The sequence below is a fragment of the Salinibacterium sp. CAN_S4 genome (genome assembly GCF_015752305.1).
Lineage (GTDB): Bacteria > Actinomycetota > Actinomycetes > Actinomycetales > Microbacteriaceae > Rhodoglobus.
Genome location: NZ_JADOVB010000005.1, coordinates 110869 through 129893, shown reverse-complemented (window position 1 = coordinate 129893; position 19025 = coordinate 110869). Strand labels below are relative to the sequence as shown.

The 19025-nt window shown below is 64.5% G+C and carries 20 protein-coding genes; 8 read left to right on the top strand and 12 right to left on the bottom strand.

Annotation, left to right across the window (positions count from 1 at the left end):
• The first annotated feature begins 81 nt into the window (after window positions 1-81).
• The 3 genes from IWX81_RS12870 to IWX81_RS12860 all read left to right on the top strand — a co-directional run bounded on the left by IWX81_RS12870 (window position 82) and on the right by IWX81_RS12860 (window position 3052).
• Window positions 82-1626, top strand: coding sequence for an amino acid permease (locus IWX81_RS12870; RefSeq protein ID WP_199281723.1), 1545 nt, complete (start codon window positions 82-84; stop codon window positions 1624-1626).
• Window positions 1627-1732: 106 nt separating this feature from the next.
• The gene (locus tag IWX81_RS12865) at window positions 1733-2170 is read left to right on the top strand and encodes a DUF2269 family protein (RefSeq protein WP_199281722.1); all 438 of its coding nucleotides are present in this window, start codon (window positions 1733-1735) and stop codon (window positions 2168-2170) included.
• A gap of 228 nt (window positions 2171-2398) precedes the next feature.
• Complete coding sequence (locus IWX81_RS12860) at window positions 2399-3052, top strand: M23 family metallopeptidase (RefSeq protein WP_334594161.1); 654 nt, start codon at window positions 2399-2401, stop codon at window positions 3050-3052.
• A gap of 10 nt (window positions 3053-3062) precedes the next feature.
• Here IWX81_RS12860 and IWX81_RS12855 read toward each other — a convergent pair whose 3' ends face one another.
• Complete coding sequence (locus IWX81_RS12855; RefSeq protein ID WP_334594159.1) at window positions 3063-4367, bottom strand: alanine racemase; 1305 nt, start codon at window positions 4365-4367, stop codon at window positions 3063-3065.
• A 45-nt stretch (window positions 4368-4412) separates the two neighbouring features.
• On the opposite strand from IWX81_RS12855, the gene IWX81_RS12850 reads away from it, so the two are divergent.
• Entirely contained in the window at window positions 4413-5462 is a 1050-nt protein-coding gene (locus IWX81_RS12850; protein WP_199281721.1) for an LLM class F420-dependent oxidoreductase, read from the top strand.
• 1 nt (window position 5463) lies between these two features.
• Here the strand turns inward: IWX81_RS12850 and IWX81_RS12845 are convergent, their stop codons facing one another.
• The 6 genes from IWX81_RS12845 to IWX81_RS12820 form a co-directional block, all read right to left on the bottom strand.
• Entirely contained in the window at window positions 5464-6144 is a 681-nt protein-coding gene (locus IWX81_RS12845) for a response regulator transcription factor (RefSeq protein WP_199281720.1), read from the bottom strand.
• 56 nt (window positions 6145-6200) lie between these two features.
• On the bottom strand, window positions 6201-6824 hold the full coding sequence (locus IWX81_RS12840; RefSeq protein WP_199281719.1) for an alpha/beta hydrolase: 624 nt from the start codon (window positions 6822-6824) through the stop codon (window positions 6201-6203).
• Window positions 6825-6831: 7 nt separating this feature from the next.
• Window positions 6832-7800, bottom strand: coding sequence for a ring-cleaving dioxygenase (locus IWX81_RS12835; RefSeq protein WP_199281718.1), 969 nt, complete (start codon window positions 7798-7800; stop codon window positions 6832-6834).
• Window positions 7801-7876: 76 nt separating this feature from the next.
• Window positions 7877-8677 (bottom strand): ABC transporter permease subunit, encoded by an 801-nt coding sequence (locus tag IWX81_RS12830; protein WP_199281717.1) that lies wholly within the window; start codon window positions 8675-8677, stop codon window positions 7877-7879.
• Window positions 8670-9605 carry an ABC transporter ATP-binding protein gene (locus tag IWX81_RS12825; protein ID WP_199281716.1) on the bottom strand — a complete coding sequence of 312 codons (936 nt, stop codon included), beginning with the start codon at window positions 9603-9605 and terminating at the stop codon, window positions 8670-8672. Before IWX81_RS12825 ends, IWX81_RS12830 begins: the two co-directional genes overlap by 8 nt.
• Before the next feature lie 102 nt (window positions 9606-9707).
• Complete coding sequence (locus tag IWX81_RS12820; protein ID WP_334594155.1) at window positions 9708-10262, bottom strand: flavin reductase family protein; 555 nt, start codon at window positions 10260-10262, stop codon at window positions 9708-9710.
• Between the two features lie 170 nt (window positions 10263-10432).
• Here IWX81_RS12820 and IWX81_RS12815 point away from each other — a divergent pair, with 170 nt between their 5' ends.
• A complete protein-coding gene (locus tag IWX81_RS12815) occupies window positions 10433-11839 on the top strand; it encodes an LLM class flavin-dependent oxidoreductase (protein WP_199281715.1) in 1407 nt (468 codons plus the stop codon).
• Window positions 11840-11926: 87 nt separating this feature from the next.
• A complete protein-coding gene (locus IWX81_RS12810) occupies window positions 11927-13075 on the top strand; it encodes a MalY/PatB family protein (RefSeq protein WP_199281714.1) in 1149 nt (382 codons plus the stop codon).
• A gap of 137 nt (window positions 13076-13212) precedes the next feature.
• Here the strand turns inward: IWX81_RS12810 and IWX81_RS12805 are convergent, their stop codons facing one another.
• Entirely contained in the window at window positions 13213-14019 is an 807-nt protein-coding gene (locus IWX81_RS12805; protein ID WP_199281713.1) for a restriction endonuclease, read from the bottom strand.
• A gap of 158 nt (window positions 14020-14177) precedes the next feature.
• Between IWX81_RS12805 and IWX81_RS12800 the strand changes: the two genes are divergently transcribed.
• Both IWX81_RS12800 and IWX81_RS12795 read left to right on the top strand, forming a co-directional pair.
• On the top strand, window positions 14178-14927 hold the full coding sequence (locus tag IWX81_RS12800; RefSeq protein ID WP_199281712.1) for a site-specific integrase: 750 nt from the start codon (window positions 14178-14180) through the stop codon (window positions 14925-14927).
• A gap of 25 nt (window positions 14928-14952) precedes the next feature.
• On the top strand, window positions 14953-15585 hold the full coding sequence (locus tag IWX81_RS12795) for a hypothetical protein (RefSeq protein ID WP_199281711.1): 633 nt from the start codon (window positions 14953-14955) through the stop codon (window positions 15583-15585).
• Here the strand turns inward: IWX81_RS12795 and IWX81_RS12790 are convergent.
• From IWX81_RS12790 to IWX81_RS12775, 4 genes are read right to left on the bottom strand one after another with little or no spacing between them, the layout of a single operon-like run.
• Window positions 15582-15998 carry a hypothetical protein gene (locus IWX81_RS12790; protein WP_199281710.1) on the bottom strand — a complete coding sequence of 139 codons (417 nt, stop codon included), beginning with the start codon at window positions 15996-15998 and terminating at the stop codon, window positions 15582-15584. The two genes, IWX81_RS12795 and IWX81_RS12790, sit on opposite strands and share 4 nt — an antisense overlap.
• A 46-nt stretch (window positions 15999-16044) precedes the next feature.
• Window positions 16045-16872: a hypothetical protein gene (locus IWX81_RS12785; protein ID WP_199281709.1), complete on the bottom strand. Its 828-nt coding sequence runs from the start codon at window positions 16870-16872 to the stop codon at window positions 16045-16047.
• Between the two features lie 59 nt (window positions 16873-16931).
• Window positions 16932-18080, bottom strand: a complete 1149-nt coding sequence (locus IWX81_RS12780) for a hypothetical protein (protein WP_199281708.1) — start codon at window positions 18078-18080, stop codon at window positions 16932-16934.
• Between the two features lie 20 nt (window positions 18081-18100).
• Window positions 18101-18598, bottom strand: coding sequence for a DUF4365 domain-containing protein (locus tag IWX81_RS12775; protein ID WP_334594251.1), 498 nt, complete (start codon window positions 18596-18598; stop codon window positions 18101-18103).
• Window positions 18599-19025 lie beyond the last annotated feature (427 nt).

Here is a 19025-nt window from a genome sequence, read left to right as displayed (position 1 = left end):
TAGAGGCCAAGCTCTCCGATAAGCGCAGACGCCGCCGTCTGGATGGTGTCGCGCACCCGAACCCGCTCTGGAAGGACAGTTATGGCAGACAGCAGGAGTGTCTCAGGCGTCAGTTACACCTCAGCAGGTGAAGGCTACTTCGAGAAACGTCGGCTCAAGCGAAGTGCGGGAATCTGGGGCCTATGGGGGCTGGCCGTCGCTGCCGTCATTTCTGGTGACTTCTCTGGCTGGAACTTCGGCATCGCCTACGCCGGTTTCGGTGGCATGCTCATAGCGTTCGCGATCCTCGTCGTCATGTATTACGGCATGATTTTCAGCATCGGCGAGATGGCGGCGGCACAACCGCACACGGGCGGCGCTTACTCGTTCGCGCGCTCCGCGATGGGGCCATGGGGAGGTTTCGTCACCGGGCTCGCTGAGACCATCGAATACGTAGCGACGACAGCGGTCATCGTCTACTTCTCGGCGTCGTACGCAGACAGCATTACCTCGGAGCTTCTCGGGCTTTCCCTACCCGCCTGGGTGTGGTGGCTTATTCTCTATGCCGTCTTCATCGGGCTCAACGCGGCAGGTGCCGCGATCTCCTTCAAGTTCGCGATCGTGGTGTCCATCATCTCGATCACCATCCTGCTTGTCTTCTCCGCAATGGCCGCATTTTCAGGCCAGTTCAGCTGGGACAAGGTCTTCGACATCGCTCCTGACCCCGGGCAGTCGGCCTTCCTTCCCCACGGAATCGTCCCGATCCTCTTCGCGCTGCCGTTCGCAATGTGGTTCTTCCTGGGAATCGAGGAACTGCCACTCGCAGCCGAGGAATCGCATGACCCCGTTCGCGACATCCCGCGAGCCGGCATCATCGCCCGCACGACTCTTATCGTGACCGGGCTCCTGGTGCTGTTCCTTAACACCGGCGTCGTCGGATCGGAAGCGATCGGCTCTGCCGGCGAGCCGCTCCTGGACGGATTCAGGGCTATCGTCGGGGACCAACTCGCGGCCGTGCTCGCACTGTTCGCTCTCATCGGTCTGCTCGCGTCCCTCCAGGGAATCATGTTTGCCTACGGCCGGAACATGTATTCACTATCCCGCGCCGGCTACTATCCGAAGTTCCTGTCGCTCACCGGCAAGCGACAGACGCCGGGAATCGCTCTGGCAGTCGGCGCAGTGATCGGATTCATCGCGCTCGTGCTCGTCGACTCCCTCGGCGGCGCCGCCGGTGTGGCGGGAGCCATTGTGCTCAACATCGCCATCTGGGGCGCTGTCATCGCATACGCGCTGCAGATGGTCTCGTTCGTGATCCTGCGGAGGAAGTATCCGAACGCGAACCGCCCGTACAAGAGCCCGTGGGGAATTCCTGGTGCTGTCATTGCCGGCGTGCTCTCGGTAGCGATCTTCTTCGGCTTCTTCATCAACGAGCCAGCCCGACCGGCCATCGTTGCTATTGCGGTCGTCTACGCCGTGATGCTCGCCATCTTCGCGCTCGTCGGACGGCACCGACTCGTGCTCTCCCCGGAAGAGGAATACGCCCTCAGCGGTGGTCTGCATGGAGACCCGCAGACCGAAGGATACGACGCCATGGAATCAGAGGTGTTCGACCCCGTCGCGAAGAAGGGACCGGGAGCGACCACCTAGTCACCACTGCCCGGCAATGGCCCCGGATCTGGGATCCGGGGCCATTCTCGTCGTCGGAGGACTTTCGGCCCTGCCGCAGACCCCTCGATAAGGACAGGATCCGGCTATGGAAACTCTTTTCGCTGTGCTCCACGTCACCGCCGCGGTCTTCATCATCGGGCCGATGGCGATCCTGCCGATGACCGGCCTCCGCGCCGTCAGGGCTGGCAATGCCGAGCAGGTCACCAGTATCGCCAGGTCGACCCGGCTGGTCTCATGGCTGTCCCTGCTCGTCGCCCTGATCGGCTTCGCACTCGTGTCGTTCGTCGATCCCGAGGACAAGCTCACGTTCGGCACGCCCTGGCTGCTCGCCTCGATCATCCTCTACACCGTGGCCGTGACGGTGAGCCTTTCTGTGGTCGCACCGCTGCTCGGGCGGGCCGGTCGCCACCTCACCGCCGCAAGCACCCCACCCTCAAACGTGTACGGCCGGATTGCGGGTTCGTCCGGGTTGGTGACGCTGCTTCTCGTCGCTGTGGTGGTGCTCATGGTCTGGCGTCCGTGACCCTGTCGAGCGCGGAGTTATGCACTTTCTGGGACCTGCGGTTGTGTCTTTCGTGACGAGAATGTAACTTAAAGGGTCCCGTTCAGACGTTCCGGCCCCGGTCGAACTAGAACGGTCGTCAGTGCCACCGGTTCCCAGCCCCGCCATAAGCGGTCGCAACCGGTCGGCGAAACGTGGTTTCAGCTGACGGTGTCCACCCCGGACACACGCAAACCCGAAACGAGATTCGTGAAACGAACACTGACAATCTGCGCCGTCGCTGCGCTGGTCATGGGTGCAAGTATCCCCACCTCAGCCCTCCCCGGATCCCCGCAGGTGGCCTTCGCCGAGTCCGGAGCCGCGTCCAACGCGAATGCCCGCACGGCGGCCCCGCAGGCCATCGTCGCGTCGGCAGCGGTCGCTGCCCCCACCGCGCGCGACGGCTTCAGCATCACAGATCCACCACCGCCGCCACCACCGGAGCCCGTCGCGGTTCCGCAGTTCACCGTCGCCTACGCCAACGTCACGGGCAAGCTCGCCGTGTGGCCGGCTAACGCTGGAGTCAACGACGGATTCGGCTACCGCGGCTCCGAGTTCCACGGTGGCATCGACATCATGGCCGGCTATGGAGCACCCATCGTCGCGGCGTCCGCCGGTGTCGTCACCGCCGTCACGCAGGACGGTGGCTGGGGCCAATACGTGCAAATCGACCACGGCGGCGGCATCACCACGCTGTACTCCCACATGATCACCGGCTCGCCGGTGGTTTCTGCGGGCCAGGCCGTCGAAGCAGGCCAGCTGCTCGGTTCAGTCGGAGACACCGGGTATGTGACCGTGGCCCACCTGCACTTCGAGGTCTGGGTGAATGGGTCCAAGACCGACCCGATGGCCTGGCTTCCTTAGGTCCATTCCGTCAGAAGTACGTCAGGACGACATCGACGACCGTCGGATCATCGACTCCTGAGTCGTCGACTACGGGAATCGCGCGCCATTTATCGAACGCCGTGCACGGGTGTGACAGGCCGAGCCTGAGCACATCCCCGACTGCCGGACCGTCGCCCGTCACGGGAAGATAGGCGTGCTGGTCATTGATTCGGTCGACGCGACCGACGTTCGATGTCGGTAGGCCGAGGTCGTAGGGGAAGTCGCGCTTGCCGCCATCCAGAATCGCCAGTGTCGGTTCCGGCCGGGAGAGCACGCGCGTCCAGCCGTGCACGGCAGATCGCAGGTGCGGCAGGGGCGTCAGCTCGCCATAGAAACCGTCGTCCTGCAACTGGTAAGCACCGGATCGAAGGATGACCGTGGCCGAGTCTGCCAGTGGCGCGAGTGCATCGCCGACGAGGTCGAAGAAAGCGCTGCCGCCCGCGGTGACGATGGGCCTGGTCTCCCACTGGATCGCGTCGTGGAGTGTGACGAGGTCATCGAGATAGTGGCGGACCGCAGTGACGGCACCCTCGCTCCTGTCGTTTCCATAGGAGCCCTCGTATCCCGCAACGCCAGTGAGCCGCAGCTCAGGAGCCGCGTCGACGGCAGAGGCCACCGCGAGCGCCTGCTCGAGGGAGCGCGCGCCGGTTCGGCCACCTGGCGCACCGAGCTCGATCGCGACGTTGACCGGGCGGGTGGCACCGGCGAGACCGCGCCGCATCAGGTCCACGGCATCCACGCTGTCGACCCAGCACAGGAATGTGAACCCGGGGTCGACGAGCTCGGCCCTGAGCCACGCGAGGCCGACCGGATCGATCAACAGGTTCGCCAGGATGATGCGCGAGAAACCGAAGGATCGGGCGAGCTGCACCTGCCAGGCGGTCGCAAGCGTGATGCCCCATGCTCCGCCGTCGAGAAGCTGCTGCCAGAGTTGTGGCGCCATGGTCGTCTTGCCATGGGGAGAGATCTGGAGGTTCCGCTCGGCCAGCCAGCCAGCCATCGTCGAGACGTTGTGACCGGTAGCGCTGCGATCGATCGTCAGCAGCGGGGTTGCGAACTGTGAGAGTCGAGGCCGCGAGCCCGCGAACTCGTGCACCGACTGCCCCCAGCACGACGGCGGGAACGACTTGGCCCACGGCCCGAGCACTGTCTCAACCACCGCTGTCTCAACCACCGCTGTCTCACCCACCGCTGTCTCAACCACCGCTGTCTCACCCACCGCTGTCTCACCCACCACTGTCTCAACCACCGCTGTCTCACCCACCACTGTCTCAACCACCGCTGTCTCAACCACCCGATCAGGCTAGCGTTGACTCATGACGATGAGGCCAGGTCAAGGATGAACGCACGACTCGGCGTGATCGTCGATTACTCGGATGACTTCGTCGAGGCGAGTCTCGATGTCGTCGAGTTCGAAAGGGCCGGAGCCGATCTGGTCTCGGTCGCCGAGGCGTACTCGTTCGACGCGGTGAGCCGGCTCGGGTACCTGGCGGCCGTCACCTCCACGATCGGGTTGTCATCGGGAATCATGCCGATCTACTCGCGCACCCCCACCCTCATCGCCATGACCGCCGCCAGCCTCGATTCGATGTCGGGCGGCCGGTTCGAGCTCGGCCTCGGATCATCCGGTGCCCAGGTGATCGAAGGATTCCACGGGGTGCCGTTCACGGCCCCGCTCGGCCACCTGCGCGAGACCGTCGAGATCTGCCGCTCGGTCTGGCGTCGGGAGAAGCTGGAACACTCGGGAAAGTACTACACGGTTCCGCTCCCCGCCGATCAGGGAACCGGGCTGGGCAAGCCCCTGAAGCTCATCAACACCCCGCTGCGCAGCTCCATCCCCATCGCGCTCGCCTCACTCGCACCGAAGGCGGTGGCGCAGACGGCCGAGATCGCAGACGGCTGGCTGCCGCTGTTCTACCACCCCGAAAAGGCCCACCTCGCATGGGGCGACGCGCTGGCCGTGGGCACCGCGAAGCGCAGCGCCGAACTCGGAGCGCTCGACGTAATGGTCTCCGCGCCCTTCTTCATCGGCGACGACGAACGCGTGCTCGAGGCGCACCGCCAGCGGGTCCCACTGTATGTGGGCGGCATGGGCGCCGTCGGCGCCAACTTCTACAACGACCTGGTCACCCGCTACGGCTTCGGTGACGAGGCCGCGCGCGTGCAGGAGCTCTACCTCGCCGGCGAGAAGCAGGCGGCGGCGGATGCCCTCCCCGACGACCTCGTTCGGGAGACGTCGCTCATCGGAACAGCCGCCGACGTCGAGCGGCGCCTGTCAGCCCTGGTGGCATCGGGGGTCACGACCGTGATGATCTCGCCCGTGGCATCCACTCGGCAGGGCCGGGTAGAAGCAGTCGAGCAGGCACGGGACCTGCTGGCGAGAACCTGACTCACGCGGCCGCGAGGAACCATCCGTCGCGGGCGTCGACGTGCACCAGCGGCGGCTGGCCAGCGTTGACGGCAGAACGCATCCGTTCGAGCATCCGCACACCGATCTCCCGGGGAATGCGCACGCCTCGCACCATCACGGCGCGCAGTACCTGCCCGAGGCTGAGGGTGGTGCCGGGCTGGTCGAGCAGCGCCCGCAGCATCTCGACCTCCATCGGCGTCAGGACGACCCGCTCGTCGGCACGCCAGACCTCGGCGGTCACCTCGTCGAGCACGAGGTCGGCGTACCGGCGGCTGCTCGGTGCGAGCCCGAGCCTGCGCACGACCGGGTTCAGCCTGTCCACCAGTTCGTCGAGGCTGAACGGCTTGGTGACGTAATCGTCTCCGCCGGCCGCAAAGCCGTCCATGCGGTCTTCCAGCGATGCCCGACCGGTAAGGAACACGACGGGCACGGCGTTGCCCTCTGCCCGGAGCGCCGCCACGACCTCGGTTCCGCGCATGTCGGGCAGTGTGACATCCATCAGCACGATGTCGGGCGCACCTGAGGCGATGAGGTCGAAGGCTGAGGCTCCGTCTCTCGCGACGGCCACATCCCAGCCTTCGAGCCCTAACGTCATCGAGACGATATCGGTGAGGGGTTCTTCTTCATCCACGACGAGGATGCGCACGGGTCGACTTGTCATGCATCAACTCTCGCAACCGGGATGGTCGGCCGCATCCGGCCGGAGGATGACTCCGACTACCGCGCGGGGAGTACAGCCAGCCACTCCCGGGCCGCATCCACGTCGCCGGAGTCGATCCCGTGACCGCCTGCACGCTCGTGGCGAGTGACCTCAGCGCCCTGCGCGCTGAGCTCTGCAGCGAGGCGTGCGACACTCGCGCTCGGGGCCATCGGATCTGCGGTGCCGTTGGCCAGGAGCATCCTGCTGCCCTCGAGGCTCGTGGTGAGCGGTCGACCGGCGAACGGATACATCCCGGAGAACGCGATGGCCTCCGGGAGCACCTGCGGGTGCAGGGCGGCAGTGGCAAGACCGACGTTTGCTCCGTTGGAGAATCCGACGGCGACGATGCGTCGACCTTCCAGCCCGTAGTGGCCCACGGCCCAGCCGATGAACTCGGCGAGATCGCCCGCGCGGGTGACGACGTCATCCACGTCGAAGACTCCCTCGGAGAGTCGTCGGAACCACCGCAGGGCACCGCCCTCGATCACCTGCCCGCGAGGAGCGAGCACGGCTGCCATCGGATCGATGGCACGAGCCAGCGGCAGGATGTCGCGCTCGTTGCCGCCCGTGCCGTGAAGCGCGAGCAGCACGGGTCCGTCGCCCGCCTCGAACAGGTGCGGCCATGCCTCGAACTCACTCATGGCAGGGTCATTCATGGTCGGCCGGGTTGTTCTCCTCGGGCACCACGATGGGGATGACCGCGTGCTCGATGTCGTCGCGCGACGGCTCGAGCCACGGCGGAAGCTTCAGGCTGCGGCCGAGCTCGAGCAGGGGCTCGTCGATGTCGAAACCGGGGGTGTCGGTGGCGATCTCGAACAGCACGCCGCCCGGCTCCCTGAAGTAGATGGAGGTGAAGTACTGGCGGTCGAGAATGGCCGTGACCTGGTGTCCGCGGCCGACCAGGTCCTGGCGCCAGAGCTCCTGGGTCTCGTGGTCAGGCACACGGAACGCGATGTGGTGCACTGTGCCTCCGGCGGTCAACCCGACGGGCGCGGAGGGGTCGGAGATCACGTCGACGATGTTGCCGGGCAGCGCGTCGCCGGCCGCGAGCCGGGTGCGATCGCCCGACTCAGACACGACCTTCAGTCCGAGGTCGTCGGTGAGAAGCGCGACGGTGCCCGCGGCATCCTGAACCGTCAGCACAGACGAATGCTGGCCGCGCACTGCGTATTCGGCGGGGACAGAGGCCGAATCCCACGGGTTGCGCGGGTCGGTGACAGAGCTGGCAACCAGGTCGAGCTGCAGCCCGTCGGGATCGCGCAGCGAGAGGCGTTCCTCCTCGGAGCCCTGCGTGGTGATCTCGCTCGGCACACCGAGCGCCGCGAAGTGTTCGCTCCACCAGCCGAGGCTTCCGGCGGGAATGGAGAATGCGGTCGACGTGGACTGCCCCGCGCCGATGCGACCCTTGGGCACGCCCTTCCACGGGAAGAACGTCATGAGCGAGCCGGGCTGCCCTGCCTCGTCACCGTAATAGAGGTGGTACGTGCTCGGATCGTCGAAGTTGACCGTGCGCTTGACCAGCCGCAGCCCCAGTCCGGTGATGTAGAAGTCGATGTTCTTCTGCGGATCCCCACCGATCGCGGTGACGTGATGAAGACCGGATGTAGCGGCGACCATAATTACTCCCTGAGTGTGTCCGTGCAGTTATTCTATACAAACGCATGGAGTCAGAAAGTATTCCCGGGCGTCCGACTCACCCCGTGATATCCCTGCGCCGCAGCGCGACGGTCGCGACGGCTACGGCCACCAGGCTGACTCCCGCCAGCAATGCCACCCCAGGCCCGTCCATCCCGCCGGTCAGCGGATCGTTCTGGAACGCCCACGCGTATGGAGATGCTGAACTCACCGCTTGGACGTCGCTCGATTGAAGCGCTACCGCGTTCAGCGCGTACCCGACCACGGCCACTCCCGCCCCCGCCACGGTCGCGAGAACCCGGCGCCCCGTGATGGCGCCCACCGCGAGCGCAACCGTGGCACTCACGAGAGCCAGGCCGATGAGGGCGATGGATGCCGCGACCACGTTGAGCGGATCGAGCTCCAGCGCCGATGGCACGTTCAGCACGATCACCAGCGCTGCGGCGAATCCGCCGAGCCACAGCATCCTGACGACGATGGACAGAGCCGACTCGAGCGAATACTGCACGCGACCCACGCCGTGAGCGAGGTCGAGCTCCAGTCGGCCCGACTCCTCAGCGCCACCGATCGCGGAAGAACCCCAGGATGTTCCGGCGATGGTCAACAGGAGCACGCCGATGAGCCCGAAGAACGTGCTCTGCACGTAGCCCGGTCCGGTGCTGATCTGCTGGAGGCCCATGGTGTTGACCAGCTCCGGGGGCATGTTGGCGATCAGTTGGTCCATTTGGCCGTTGCCATTGATGCTCGAGTACAGCGGCAGGTAGAGGGCAATCGCTCCCCCGACGCCTGCCGTCCAGCCGACCAATGACCGCCACGAGTCGCCGAGTGAGCGGCGGAACACGGGAAGCGCCTCAACCATTGTTCTCACTCCTCTCGGTTCGGCCCTGCTCGCCGTAGAGATTCAGCACAGACTCCTCGAGGTCGGGCTCTTCTACGGTCAGGTCGCTGATGTGGTACCTCGCGATCGTCTTGACGACAGCGTCGATGTCCCCCTGCACGGTGGCGGTGACGCGCACTGACGTGTCTCCGGATACCTCGAGATCGCGCAGGTGCGCACTCGAGGCGAGCGCGGCTCGCACTTCCTCGGCAGTCGCACCGGAAAGGGTGACCTGGAGTCGACGGATGCTGCCCAGCCGCAACGACGCGACGTCACCCTGCGCGACGATACGACCCCTGCTGAGAACGGCAACGTAGTCGGCTGCCTGCTGGATCTCGCTCAGGACATGCGAGCTCAGCAGCACGGTTTGCCCATTGGCTCTGGCCTCGCGGACCATCAGCAGAAACTCCCGCTGCACGAGCGGGTCCAGGCCACTGGTGGGTTCGTCGAGCACCAGCAGTTCCGGTTTGTGCATGAATGCCTGCACGAGACCGACCTTCTGCCTGTTGCCTTTCGAGAGAGCGTGGATGGGCCGGCCGAGGTCGAGGTCGAGTCGTTCGGCGAGGGCATCGATGGCGCCAGGGGCAACGGGGCCGCTCACGTCGGCATAGTGCTGCAGCAGGCTCCGGCCGCGAATACGACCATCCAACCGCAGATCGCCGGGCACGAATCCGATCCGCCGCCGAAGGGCTGGCCCGCCGACGCGGGGATCCTGGCCGAGCACGCGGATGGTTCCCGAGGTGGGATGGATGATGTCGAGCAGCATCCGAAGCGTCGTCGTCTTGCCCGCACCATTCGGCCCGATGAGTCCGAACACGGTGCCGCGCTCGATGGAGAGGTCGAGACTGTGCACGGCGGTGACGGAGCCGAACGCTTTATGCAGTTCGCTCGTGGTGATAGCAGCGATCATCGAGTGCTCCTTCTGTCGGCGGACAGGGACCTGAGGCCCAGCGTCACACTAGCGCCGCCACCTCGCGCACGATAGGGCCGAGTGGCCCGGAAGGCGTTGGGACTACACGTCGAGGGCAGAGTGCTGGCCGAGGCCGTGCCAGGACCGGTCGTGGTAGACGAGCGGAGAAGCCGAGTGATCGCCCTGTCCGGCTTCGAGAGCGTGCACGGCCACGACCGTGGACGCTCCGGCAACCATACGGTTGACGATCCGGCCGCGGATCCATGTCGCTGCCGCCGGGAAGAACGGCTCACCCGTGGCCAGCCGATCCCAGATAGAGGGATCGGCGAACCGGTCGACGCCGCTGGTCGCGCAGAGCTGCGCGATATCGAGCTGTTCGATGCCGAGCAGGTGTACCACGACCGTGTCGGCGCTCGCGATCGTGGGCGCGCTCGACGACACGGCGGAGATGGAGAACACGAGAAGGGCTGGATCCGCGCTCACCGAGAACACCGAGGTGGCCGTAAGCCCCGCGGGGCCGGCTCCGCTGTCGGCCGTGATCACGGCAACGCCGGCGGCGTGGTGACGGAAGGCAGCCGGGAACGCCTCGCTGTCGAGCCCGTCGAGCGTGTCGTGGGTGCCGCTGGTGGTGGGGTCGATCGTTGCGGTCATAGTCATCGTCAGCTCCCTGGTCACGGACAGCATCTCTCGTGGATAGCGCCGTGTGAATCCGGCCACCGTACGTCGCGCGTCTCGTAGAGCGCTCGCATGTGTCGAACTGAGTCGTCCCGTGTCGTTGTGCGACGCTGCCGGTTGGCTGGCGTCACTCTGGAGGCCACGATTGCCGGATGACGAACCAGACCCCTGCCCGCCAGATTCGTTTCAACGCCTTCGACATGAACTGTGTCGCCCACCAGTCTTCGGGAATGTGGCGTCACCCCGACGACCAGGCCTGGCGGTACAAGGACCTCGACTACTGGACCGAACTCGCTGCGCTGCTCGAGCGGGGAACGTTCGACGGCATCTTCATCGCCGACGTGCTCGGCACCTACGACGTGTACGGCGGCTCCAACGAGGCTGCCATCCGGCACGGCGCGCAAGTGCCAGTCAACGACCCTGTGCTGCTCATCTCGGCCATGGCGCACGTCACCGAGAACCTCGGGTTCGGCATCACCGCGGGCACGGCCTACGAGCATCCGTATCCGTTCGCCCGGCGCATGTCCACGCTCGACCACCTCACCAACGGACGCGTTGGCTGGAACGTCGTCACCGGCTACCTGCCGAGCGCCGCCCGCAACATGGGCCACGACGACCAGCTCGAGCACGACGACCGTTACGACGTTGCAGACGAATACCTCGAGGTGCTCTACAAACTGTGGGAGGGGTCGTGGGAGGATGACGCGGTGCAGCGCAACCGGCAGACCGGGGTGTTCACCGACCCGAGCAAGGTGCACGAGATCGGGCACAGCGGCAAGAACTTCACGGTTCCGGGCATCCACCTGTCCGAGCCGTCGACGCAGCGCACGCCTGTCATCTACCAGGCCGGAGCCTCGGGCCGCGGCATCCAGTTCGCTGCGGGTAATGCCGAAGCGATCTTCGTCGCCGCCCCGACGAAGGCCGTGCTGGCGTCGTCAGTCGCGAAGATCCGCGATGCCCTGGAGGCCGCCGGCCGCGATCGCTACTCCGCGAAGATTTACACCCTACTCACGATCATTACGGACTCCACCGAGGAGAAAGCCAAAGCCAAGCACGACGATTATCTGCAGTATGCGAGCGACGAGGGCGCACTCGTCTTCATGTCGGGATGGATGGGCATCGACCTCTCCCAGTACGACCTCGACGAGCCCGTCGGCAACGTCAAGAGCAACGCGATCCAGTCGGTGATCGCCAACTACGCCGAGTCCGCAGAGAACGGTGAGGAGTTCACCGTCCGCGACATCGGGCGGCTCGGCGCCATCGGCGGGCTCGGACCGTTCATCGTCGGCTCCGGCGTGCAGATCGCGGACCAGCTGCAGGAGTGGGTCGCCGAAACCGACATCGACGGATTCAACCTCGCCTACGCGATCACGCCTGGCACCTTCGAGGACATCGTGGAACACGTGATCCCGGTGCTGCGCGAGCGCGGCGCCTACCCGGAGAGCTACACGCCGGGTTCGCTGCGCCAGAAGCTGCACGGCCGGGGCGACAAGCTCCCCGCCGAGCATAAAGGCGCCTCCTTCCGCATCGGCGGATCCGGTTCCACTTCGCCCCGCTGATCTGCCACGGCAGCCCCTAACGTGAAGTGCGACTCCGGATGACGCACCGCACTGGCGCGGATCGCCGATGTGCCACAGGCTGGAGTCATGTCCATCGCATCGTCGGGTCCGGCGGATCTCCTCCGGTCGTCCCGCTCATCCCTGAAGTGGACGCGCTATCCGGAGGGTGTGCTGCCCCTGTTCGTCGCCGAGATGGACTATCCGGTCTCTGAGCGCATCCGCGAGGCGATCATCGAACGGGTGACGACCTCCGACCTCGGCTACATCGACTCGGCCGGTCCGCTCGCCGACGCGTTCTCGCAGTTCGCCCAGCGACGCTGGGGCTGGGCGGTCGACCCGGCCTGGGTGCGGGTCGCGACGGACGTGAGCGTCGGCATCGTCGAAAGCCTGCGTTTTGGCGTGGCATCCGGATCCCCCGTCGTCGTCTGCTCCCCCGTCTATCCGCCCTTCTTCGAGCTGGTGGAGGAGGCTGGGCTTCCGCTCGTCGACATCCCCATGCTCGAGCGCGTCGAGGGCTGGCAGCTTGACCTGGAGCGCATCGAGGAGGCGTTCATCACCGGCGCCCGCGCTGTGCTGCTGTGCAATCCGCACAACCCGCTCGGCGTTCCCCACGACCGCGAGGCTCTCGTCGACCTCGCGATGCTCGCGGCCAGGCACGATGTGCTCGTGATCGCCGATGAGGTGCACGCGCCGCTCACCCATCACGGCGCGGTGTTCACGCCGTTCGCGACAGTCGCCGCCGAGGTCGGTGCGCGCTCCGTCACCGTGACCTCCGCCAGCAAGGGCTGGAACATGGCCGGCATGAAGTGCGCCGTAATGGTGCCATCGGATGCCCGCGCCCTCACCATGCTCGACAGCTTCCCCCAGGAGGTCGCGTCGCGCACGAGCATCCTGGGACTGCACGCCAATGTTGCGGCGTACAGCGACGAGGAATGGCTGGATGCCACGATCTCCCGGATCATGCGCAACGACGAGCTGCTCGCCCGGCTGCTGCACCGCAAGCTCCCCGTGGTGCACTACCGTCGACCGACCGCGACCTACCTCGGCTGGCTCGACTTCAGGGACCTGGGTTTCGGGATGGATCCGGCGGAGCGGGTGCTACAGGATGCCAGGGTTGCCCTCAACTCCGGTCCCGCCTTCGGCGCTGCTGGCCGCGGACACGCGCGCATCAACTTCGCCTGCGATCCGTCCGTGCTGGAAGAAGCGGTCGAGAGAATGGCGGTGGCGTTCGCGTAGATGCTGTGCCCACGTGTGGTGCCCCCCCCCCCCCCGAGACTTGAACCCGGAACCCACTGAAGCGCCGACGCTGATCGAGATCGACGCGATGTGATCACGAGAAGTTCTGACTTCCCCGGGAACGAGGGGATGCTGGGTCAACTTGTTCTCGTGTGATTGCCGCTCCTAGCAGCGCGGTCCCGGGCTACGTCTGCGGCCCAAATCTGGGCATCTTCCGCTTCCAGTTCGTAGTTGAGACCAACACGCGCCGCGAGGCTCTGGGCGAGGCCTTCAAGCTGGCAGAAATCGTTGAGCCAAGCGCTGTTCCTGCGCGTTGAGGCTCCGTCCATCGGGATGCCCAGTGCGCTTATGTGCGCTAACTCGAGTTGCACCTTTTTCACGAGGTCGATAACCTCCGGGGCTCGGCCTTCGGAAATCAATCGCTCCGTCAATACTTTGGTCAAATCTGCCGATCGGCCGCCGATGTACATAGCGGCGTCGACCGTACGTTGACCAAAGCGTTGGAGGGCGACTTCGAATTCTCGATTGGCGGCGCTCGGCAATTGTTCCCACGAGGCGAACCCGATGTCGATAAGGCGCTCGGCGGCTTCAGACCGCGCTGTTACTTCGCCGAACAAGTCGTATTGAAAGAGCGCCACTTCATGTCCGTCTGCCAACCGCACTGCAGTAGCCGAGTAGCCGGTGAGGGCATAGAAGAGGGCATGTCGGTGTTTCGCTGCCGCGCCGATGAGCTGCTGGACCGACGGTGCACCCACCGCACCTCGCGAGAAGTGTTTGACTTGTGCGACCCCGCCGCGCGACGTCACGTCCCGCCCACCGTCAGCGCCGGGCGGCGTAACATCCGCATCGTCAAATCCGAGCGTTCGCATGTGACCGCAAGCAAATGCCTCGGCCTCGTGCCATGACGTGATGACGACGTTTTCTGGCGTGGCGTCTGGATCCATGCGCGGAGCATAGCTGTGCTTGGCCAACGCCGTATAACCGAGTCCGATTTTGGTTAGTGCATTTCCGTGACCTTCCCGGTAGTGAGGTAAACCGACTCGGTCACGGCGACATGCACCCTGACCTGTCTGTTGTAAAGTCCAGCGAGCGTCGCACGAATATGATCGGGTACGCGACGGCGCACCGCCTCGTCACCGCGAACCCCTGCACCGTCGTGGACAAGCCGACCGTCAAGAAGGAGGAGCGCGCGTTCCTAGACCCGCCTCAGGTCCGTGCGGTTGCCGCCAAGCTGGGCGCCTTCGAGCTGTATGGTCTGATCGTTCGGTTCGCCGCCCACACCGGCCTCCGCGAGGGCGAGCTTGCTGCGCTCCACATCCGCGATGTGAACTTCCTACATCGTCGCGTCGAGGCCCGTCGGACCCTCCACCGAGCCAAGGGCGGCTGGGAGATCGGTACGCCCAAGTCCGCACGCAGCACACGCGATCTGCAGCTTGGCCGCTCGCTCATCGGGGCGCTGACCGAGTACCTTTCCCGGCACCCGCGCCGCAACGAGCCAGAGGCGCCATTTTGGCCAGGACGGGTGCCTGGTGGCAGCGGCGACGTGCGCCTGCTCGACTACGACCGGCAGTTCGACGTGGCGAGCCTCATCCGCTATTGCTTCGAACCTGCACTCGCTGACTTCGGAATCAACGGCGTTCGCTGGCGCGACCTCTGCCACTTCTACGCGAGCGTGTGCGCGGCGGCGGGCATCGAGATTCGCAAGGTGAGCCGATGGATGGGCCACGCTAACATCAACACCACGGATACCATTTACACTCACCTGTTCACTGGCACCCACGAGGACGACATGGACAATCTCGACTCGCTCGCAGCTCGACCTGCCGCGATCCCCATTGCGCGTATTGGTTAGCCCGCCACACCACTAAGGTTCGACCATGAATCCAGAAGAACTGACCGCAGTGGCAACCGCTTGGGGCGTTGCCGTGGCAGCACTCGTCGGGGCTTCGGGGCTTGTAGTTGGAATCATCGGACTCGCGCAAGCACGCAAAGCAAAGAGGGCAGCAGCGACTGCCAACGAAATTTCCCAGGAATCAAACACGATCGCGAAAGACGCGAATGCGCTCGCCGAGGTCGCAAACCGTGTGATTCACGAGCAGGCCGAGCGCGAGACGGAGCGGAGCGATGTCGCTTGGGAGTGGCGCTGGGACTTCGATTCGAAAGGCCACGTCATCATCCAGAACATCGGGAAGAACGCAGCCAACGAGGTCATTGCGCAATTCTTCTTCGACACCTCAACCGAGGCCAACGACTATCCAATCGAGATTGAGGGGCGCGATCTCCTTCGGCTCCAGATTCCGGAGCTGGGCAAGAGACGCGAGGCCGCCCTATTAGCCGAGCGACGGTCGGTCGAACGGTCGGTCGACCAGCGATTCACGCTTCCCATTCCGGAACCAGTCGGGACCACGGCGCGAGTGCGTTTGCGTGTCACCTGGCTGACTCCGAAGGGCACGCCCAAGTTGCACGACACCGGATACAGCGACGAGTCACTACTGCACAACGCGCACTAGGCGAACGCCTCCACGTACCGGCGGACTGTAGCGACGTCGGTGTCCCTGCTGGGCACGGTAAGCGCGCGCTTTACGATGAAGTCAGACATGGGGATTGTCACCAGTTGGAGGCGGTGCTGCGGGATCAGCTCAATGCGGCGATTGTCGTAAAGCTTCCTCAGTGAGCCTCGATTCATGCCTGAGAGCGTCTTGCGATTGTCGAAGAGAGCTACGGCCTCCGTGTGCTGCTTCTCGTGGAACTCCATCACCAGGTTCAACGACTCCCAGTAGGCATCTACTGGCAGCGCCCTCCGTCGCCCGGTCACGGGCGACTCATCACCCATTAGCCAAGAAAAGCGGTGGTGCTTCGCGCTCGCGACGGCCAGCACCTCATCGCATAGGCCAATCGCGTACTTTTCGTTTTGCAGAGGCATGCTGCCGAGGCTACTGGGACTTCGGCGGCCCGCCAGGGGTTGCGCCCTAGCGCCGCGCTAGAACGGCCGAGGTGAACCACTGCACAAGTGGCACTGCCAGCAGCACAGCGGCCTCGGCTTCTTCCGGCGTGGGCTTGCGATAGCTGTTTCCACCGTGCCGACTTTCTTGCCCGGCCCAAAGCGCTTGCACCATCATGTAAGGCGCAGAGGCGGAGGGGTGCTTCGAGTCCTCGCCGAGCGGGAGAGACCAGTTGCCCTGACTTTCCATATCCCGCGCCATTGTCCCAAGAGATGCTCGGACGTTCTTCGGCGAAACCACCCCAGCGCCAGCCTCTTCGACGGCCTTGATCGCCTTCTCGTAAGCCTCTTCCGGGTCAGGTCCCCGACCAAACGCGGCATGCCATGCCTCGGACAGAAGAGCGCCAGCCGTGCTCGCGGTACCCATCACGGCCTCGGCTGCATCGGCAACGCCCTGGGGAACTCGCTTCTCCAGACCTACCTGACCGGCGCGCTTGCCTACACTCCACTCGGAGCCGCCTGCGCGGAGAATTCCTTCGAGCGACTCTTTCTCATTCTTCGACTGCGCTCGTGCGCTGGTGAACAGCACGAAATCAACGAGCGCAACTTGGTCGTTTTCGTCGAGGGAGTGCCAGAGCATTTCGGGGCGCTGATCCTCCATCCGCCGGGCCACGGGCGGATCATTTCGCATGGCGACGTCCCACTCCGTAAGGAACTGAAGCGTCATCTCGCCGTAGACGCCGGTAATGTTCTGCCCCACCCAGTCTGCAACGGGCTTGTCGATCCACACCGGAATTCCTGGCACGAGCGCCGCCTGCTCGACTGGATCAGCACCGGGAGGGAACCATGCATTCATGTTGGCATCAGCTTTTGATCGAAGGGGCCAGCGCGTCAAGCGCATTCACTCCCGACAGACTAATCAGTCTGATCACCAGAGAATGCATCAAGCAGGATCTGATCGAGAGGCGTGACGGCGACCGGATCGGGCATGCTCAGTGGTCGACCGGGGCTAGCGACGATGGCGCCGTATGCAAGGGCCGCGCGCCCGGACTTGAACCAGTCCGTCGCTTCCCGGGTTACGTCGGTCGAGGTCGACACCCTGATCTCAGCCATTTTCCCGTGACGAATGGTGCGGATAGTGACCTCGCCCCTCGATTCGCCTGGGACTTGACGAATCTGCACGATCTGCCCAGATATCGACTCCTCCGGACTAGGCTTAGCAACTTTCAGCCGTTTCTCTACCCGCTCCAACAGGCCTTTCGCGTCGTCCGGAATCAACACGCGCTGGGGAAGGCCCGGAGGCGTTCCCACTCCCGGCGCCCATTCGAACCGAGTCTCGAAAGCGTGCACTCCGGCGTTTGACGCTATCGCTCGCACTGCGGTTACCAGCTCTTTGCTGACTCCAACTTGCACAAGATACTCAAGCTCCACATTCGTGGGCTCCTTATCGGGCCTCACTGCGATGGTGTCAAGGGCGGCCAGCGCGGTAGCAAGTGTCCGGGTAGTCCGGCGTTCCGTCGACTCGATCTTGACATCAGTCGCCTGATCCAGAATCTGGTTCACAAGGTACTCAGGGGGTTCGATCGGCATAGCTACCGGTAGAACGAACGATCCTCGTCGCGTGTGCGACAGTCGAGCTTTCTTGGCAATGTCATCGGCGGGCTTGCTGAACCCGGATGCGATGTAAGCGCGCGGTGAACGTGCAGTATTTGCTGCAGCCCGAATGAGTTTGCGGGCGGAATCGAGCACGATCGCTGCACTGTCAAGAAGGGCGCGATCTTCCAGCACGAAAGCGTCAGCTATCCGATATGCCTGCACGTCAAGGAACTCGTGTTCGATTTCCTGCGCCACGGTCTGCTCGGGTCTTTGCTCGTGTCGCGCCACCCCAACGATCAGCGCCGCGAACTCGCGTGAGTCCGCTCGCAGACTGAAGGGCACGGCGATCCGGCTTCGATCGTCGGCAACGCTCGACCAAAGCTCTCCGAACCTGCCCGGTGTACCGCGTATCCAGCCCAGACGTCCGAGGTAGCTTGCGACCTCGTCCCGAAGGTCGTCATCGTGCACTGAAGGTGTCGCTTGATCAGTCATCCGCCGAAGTCCTGAATCATCTCTCGCTGCCATTGACGAAGGGTGGCCGCCTCCACCCGCTGGCTACGCAGGGCTGCGACCGACATATTCTGCGGGCTGAATGAAGTCGGATCGATTCTCGTCCAGTAGGCAGCCGTGTCCAGCATGTCCGTTCCACCCGAGTGATGATTCAACCATGGACCACCGGTAATATCGTGGGGAACTACTACCACAACGAAGTAGATCGGCCTGCGAGCGATCGCCCAGGAATCGACCCAATGTTGCTTGGCCGTATAGGACAACCGCGAATTAGTGCCACCGATTTGGTGCTTGTGCGTGGTCTTCACCTGCACGCCCACAGGCCCTTCAGGAAAGTGCACATCACCATCGAGCCCCAGGGCGTCCGCACCAGACCCTGTCTCGCGCCACTCGTAGCCAGCCGCCGACACGATTGCGTCCAAGTACCTGACCCCGTACCGACCCTTCAGCGAGTCGCCTGAGAGCTGGGGCGGCATAGGAGAAGGCGACACCGCTGGCATGCCCCGACTATACAGTCAAGGATCACTCAGAGTGGAGACAACTTGACTCGACCCAATCCGTGTTTCGTACGCTCGCCGTGTGAGCGACGATCCCTTCCCAAAGACGCCAAACTGCCGGCGGTGCCTCGTCCCGATGGAGTTGCTCGGCGACGAGAGGTTCCGACGTTGGCAGTGTCCGGAATGTGGATTCGTGCGTATTGCTTAAGGTCGAGAATACCCGACGCAAACTCGCTGCTGTGTGGCGTGTAGCCGAGAGGCTCGCTGAAACTTAAAGTAGCTCAATTGGGAGAGCGCTGTGTAGGGGACACGGAGGCAGCGGGATCGAAACCCGCCTTCACTTAGAGAATGGCCCCGCGCATTGTTGCCGGCGCTATTCTACTTTTGGCTCAGCGGCCAAGCGGGA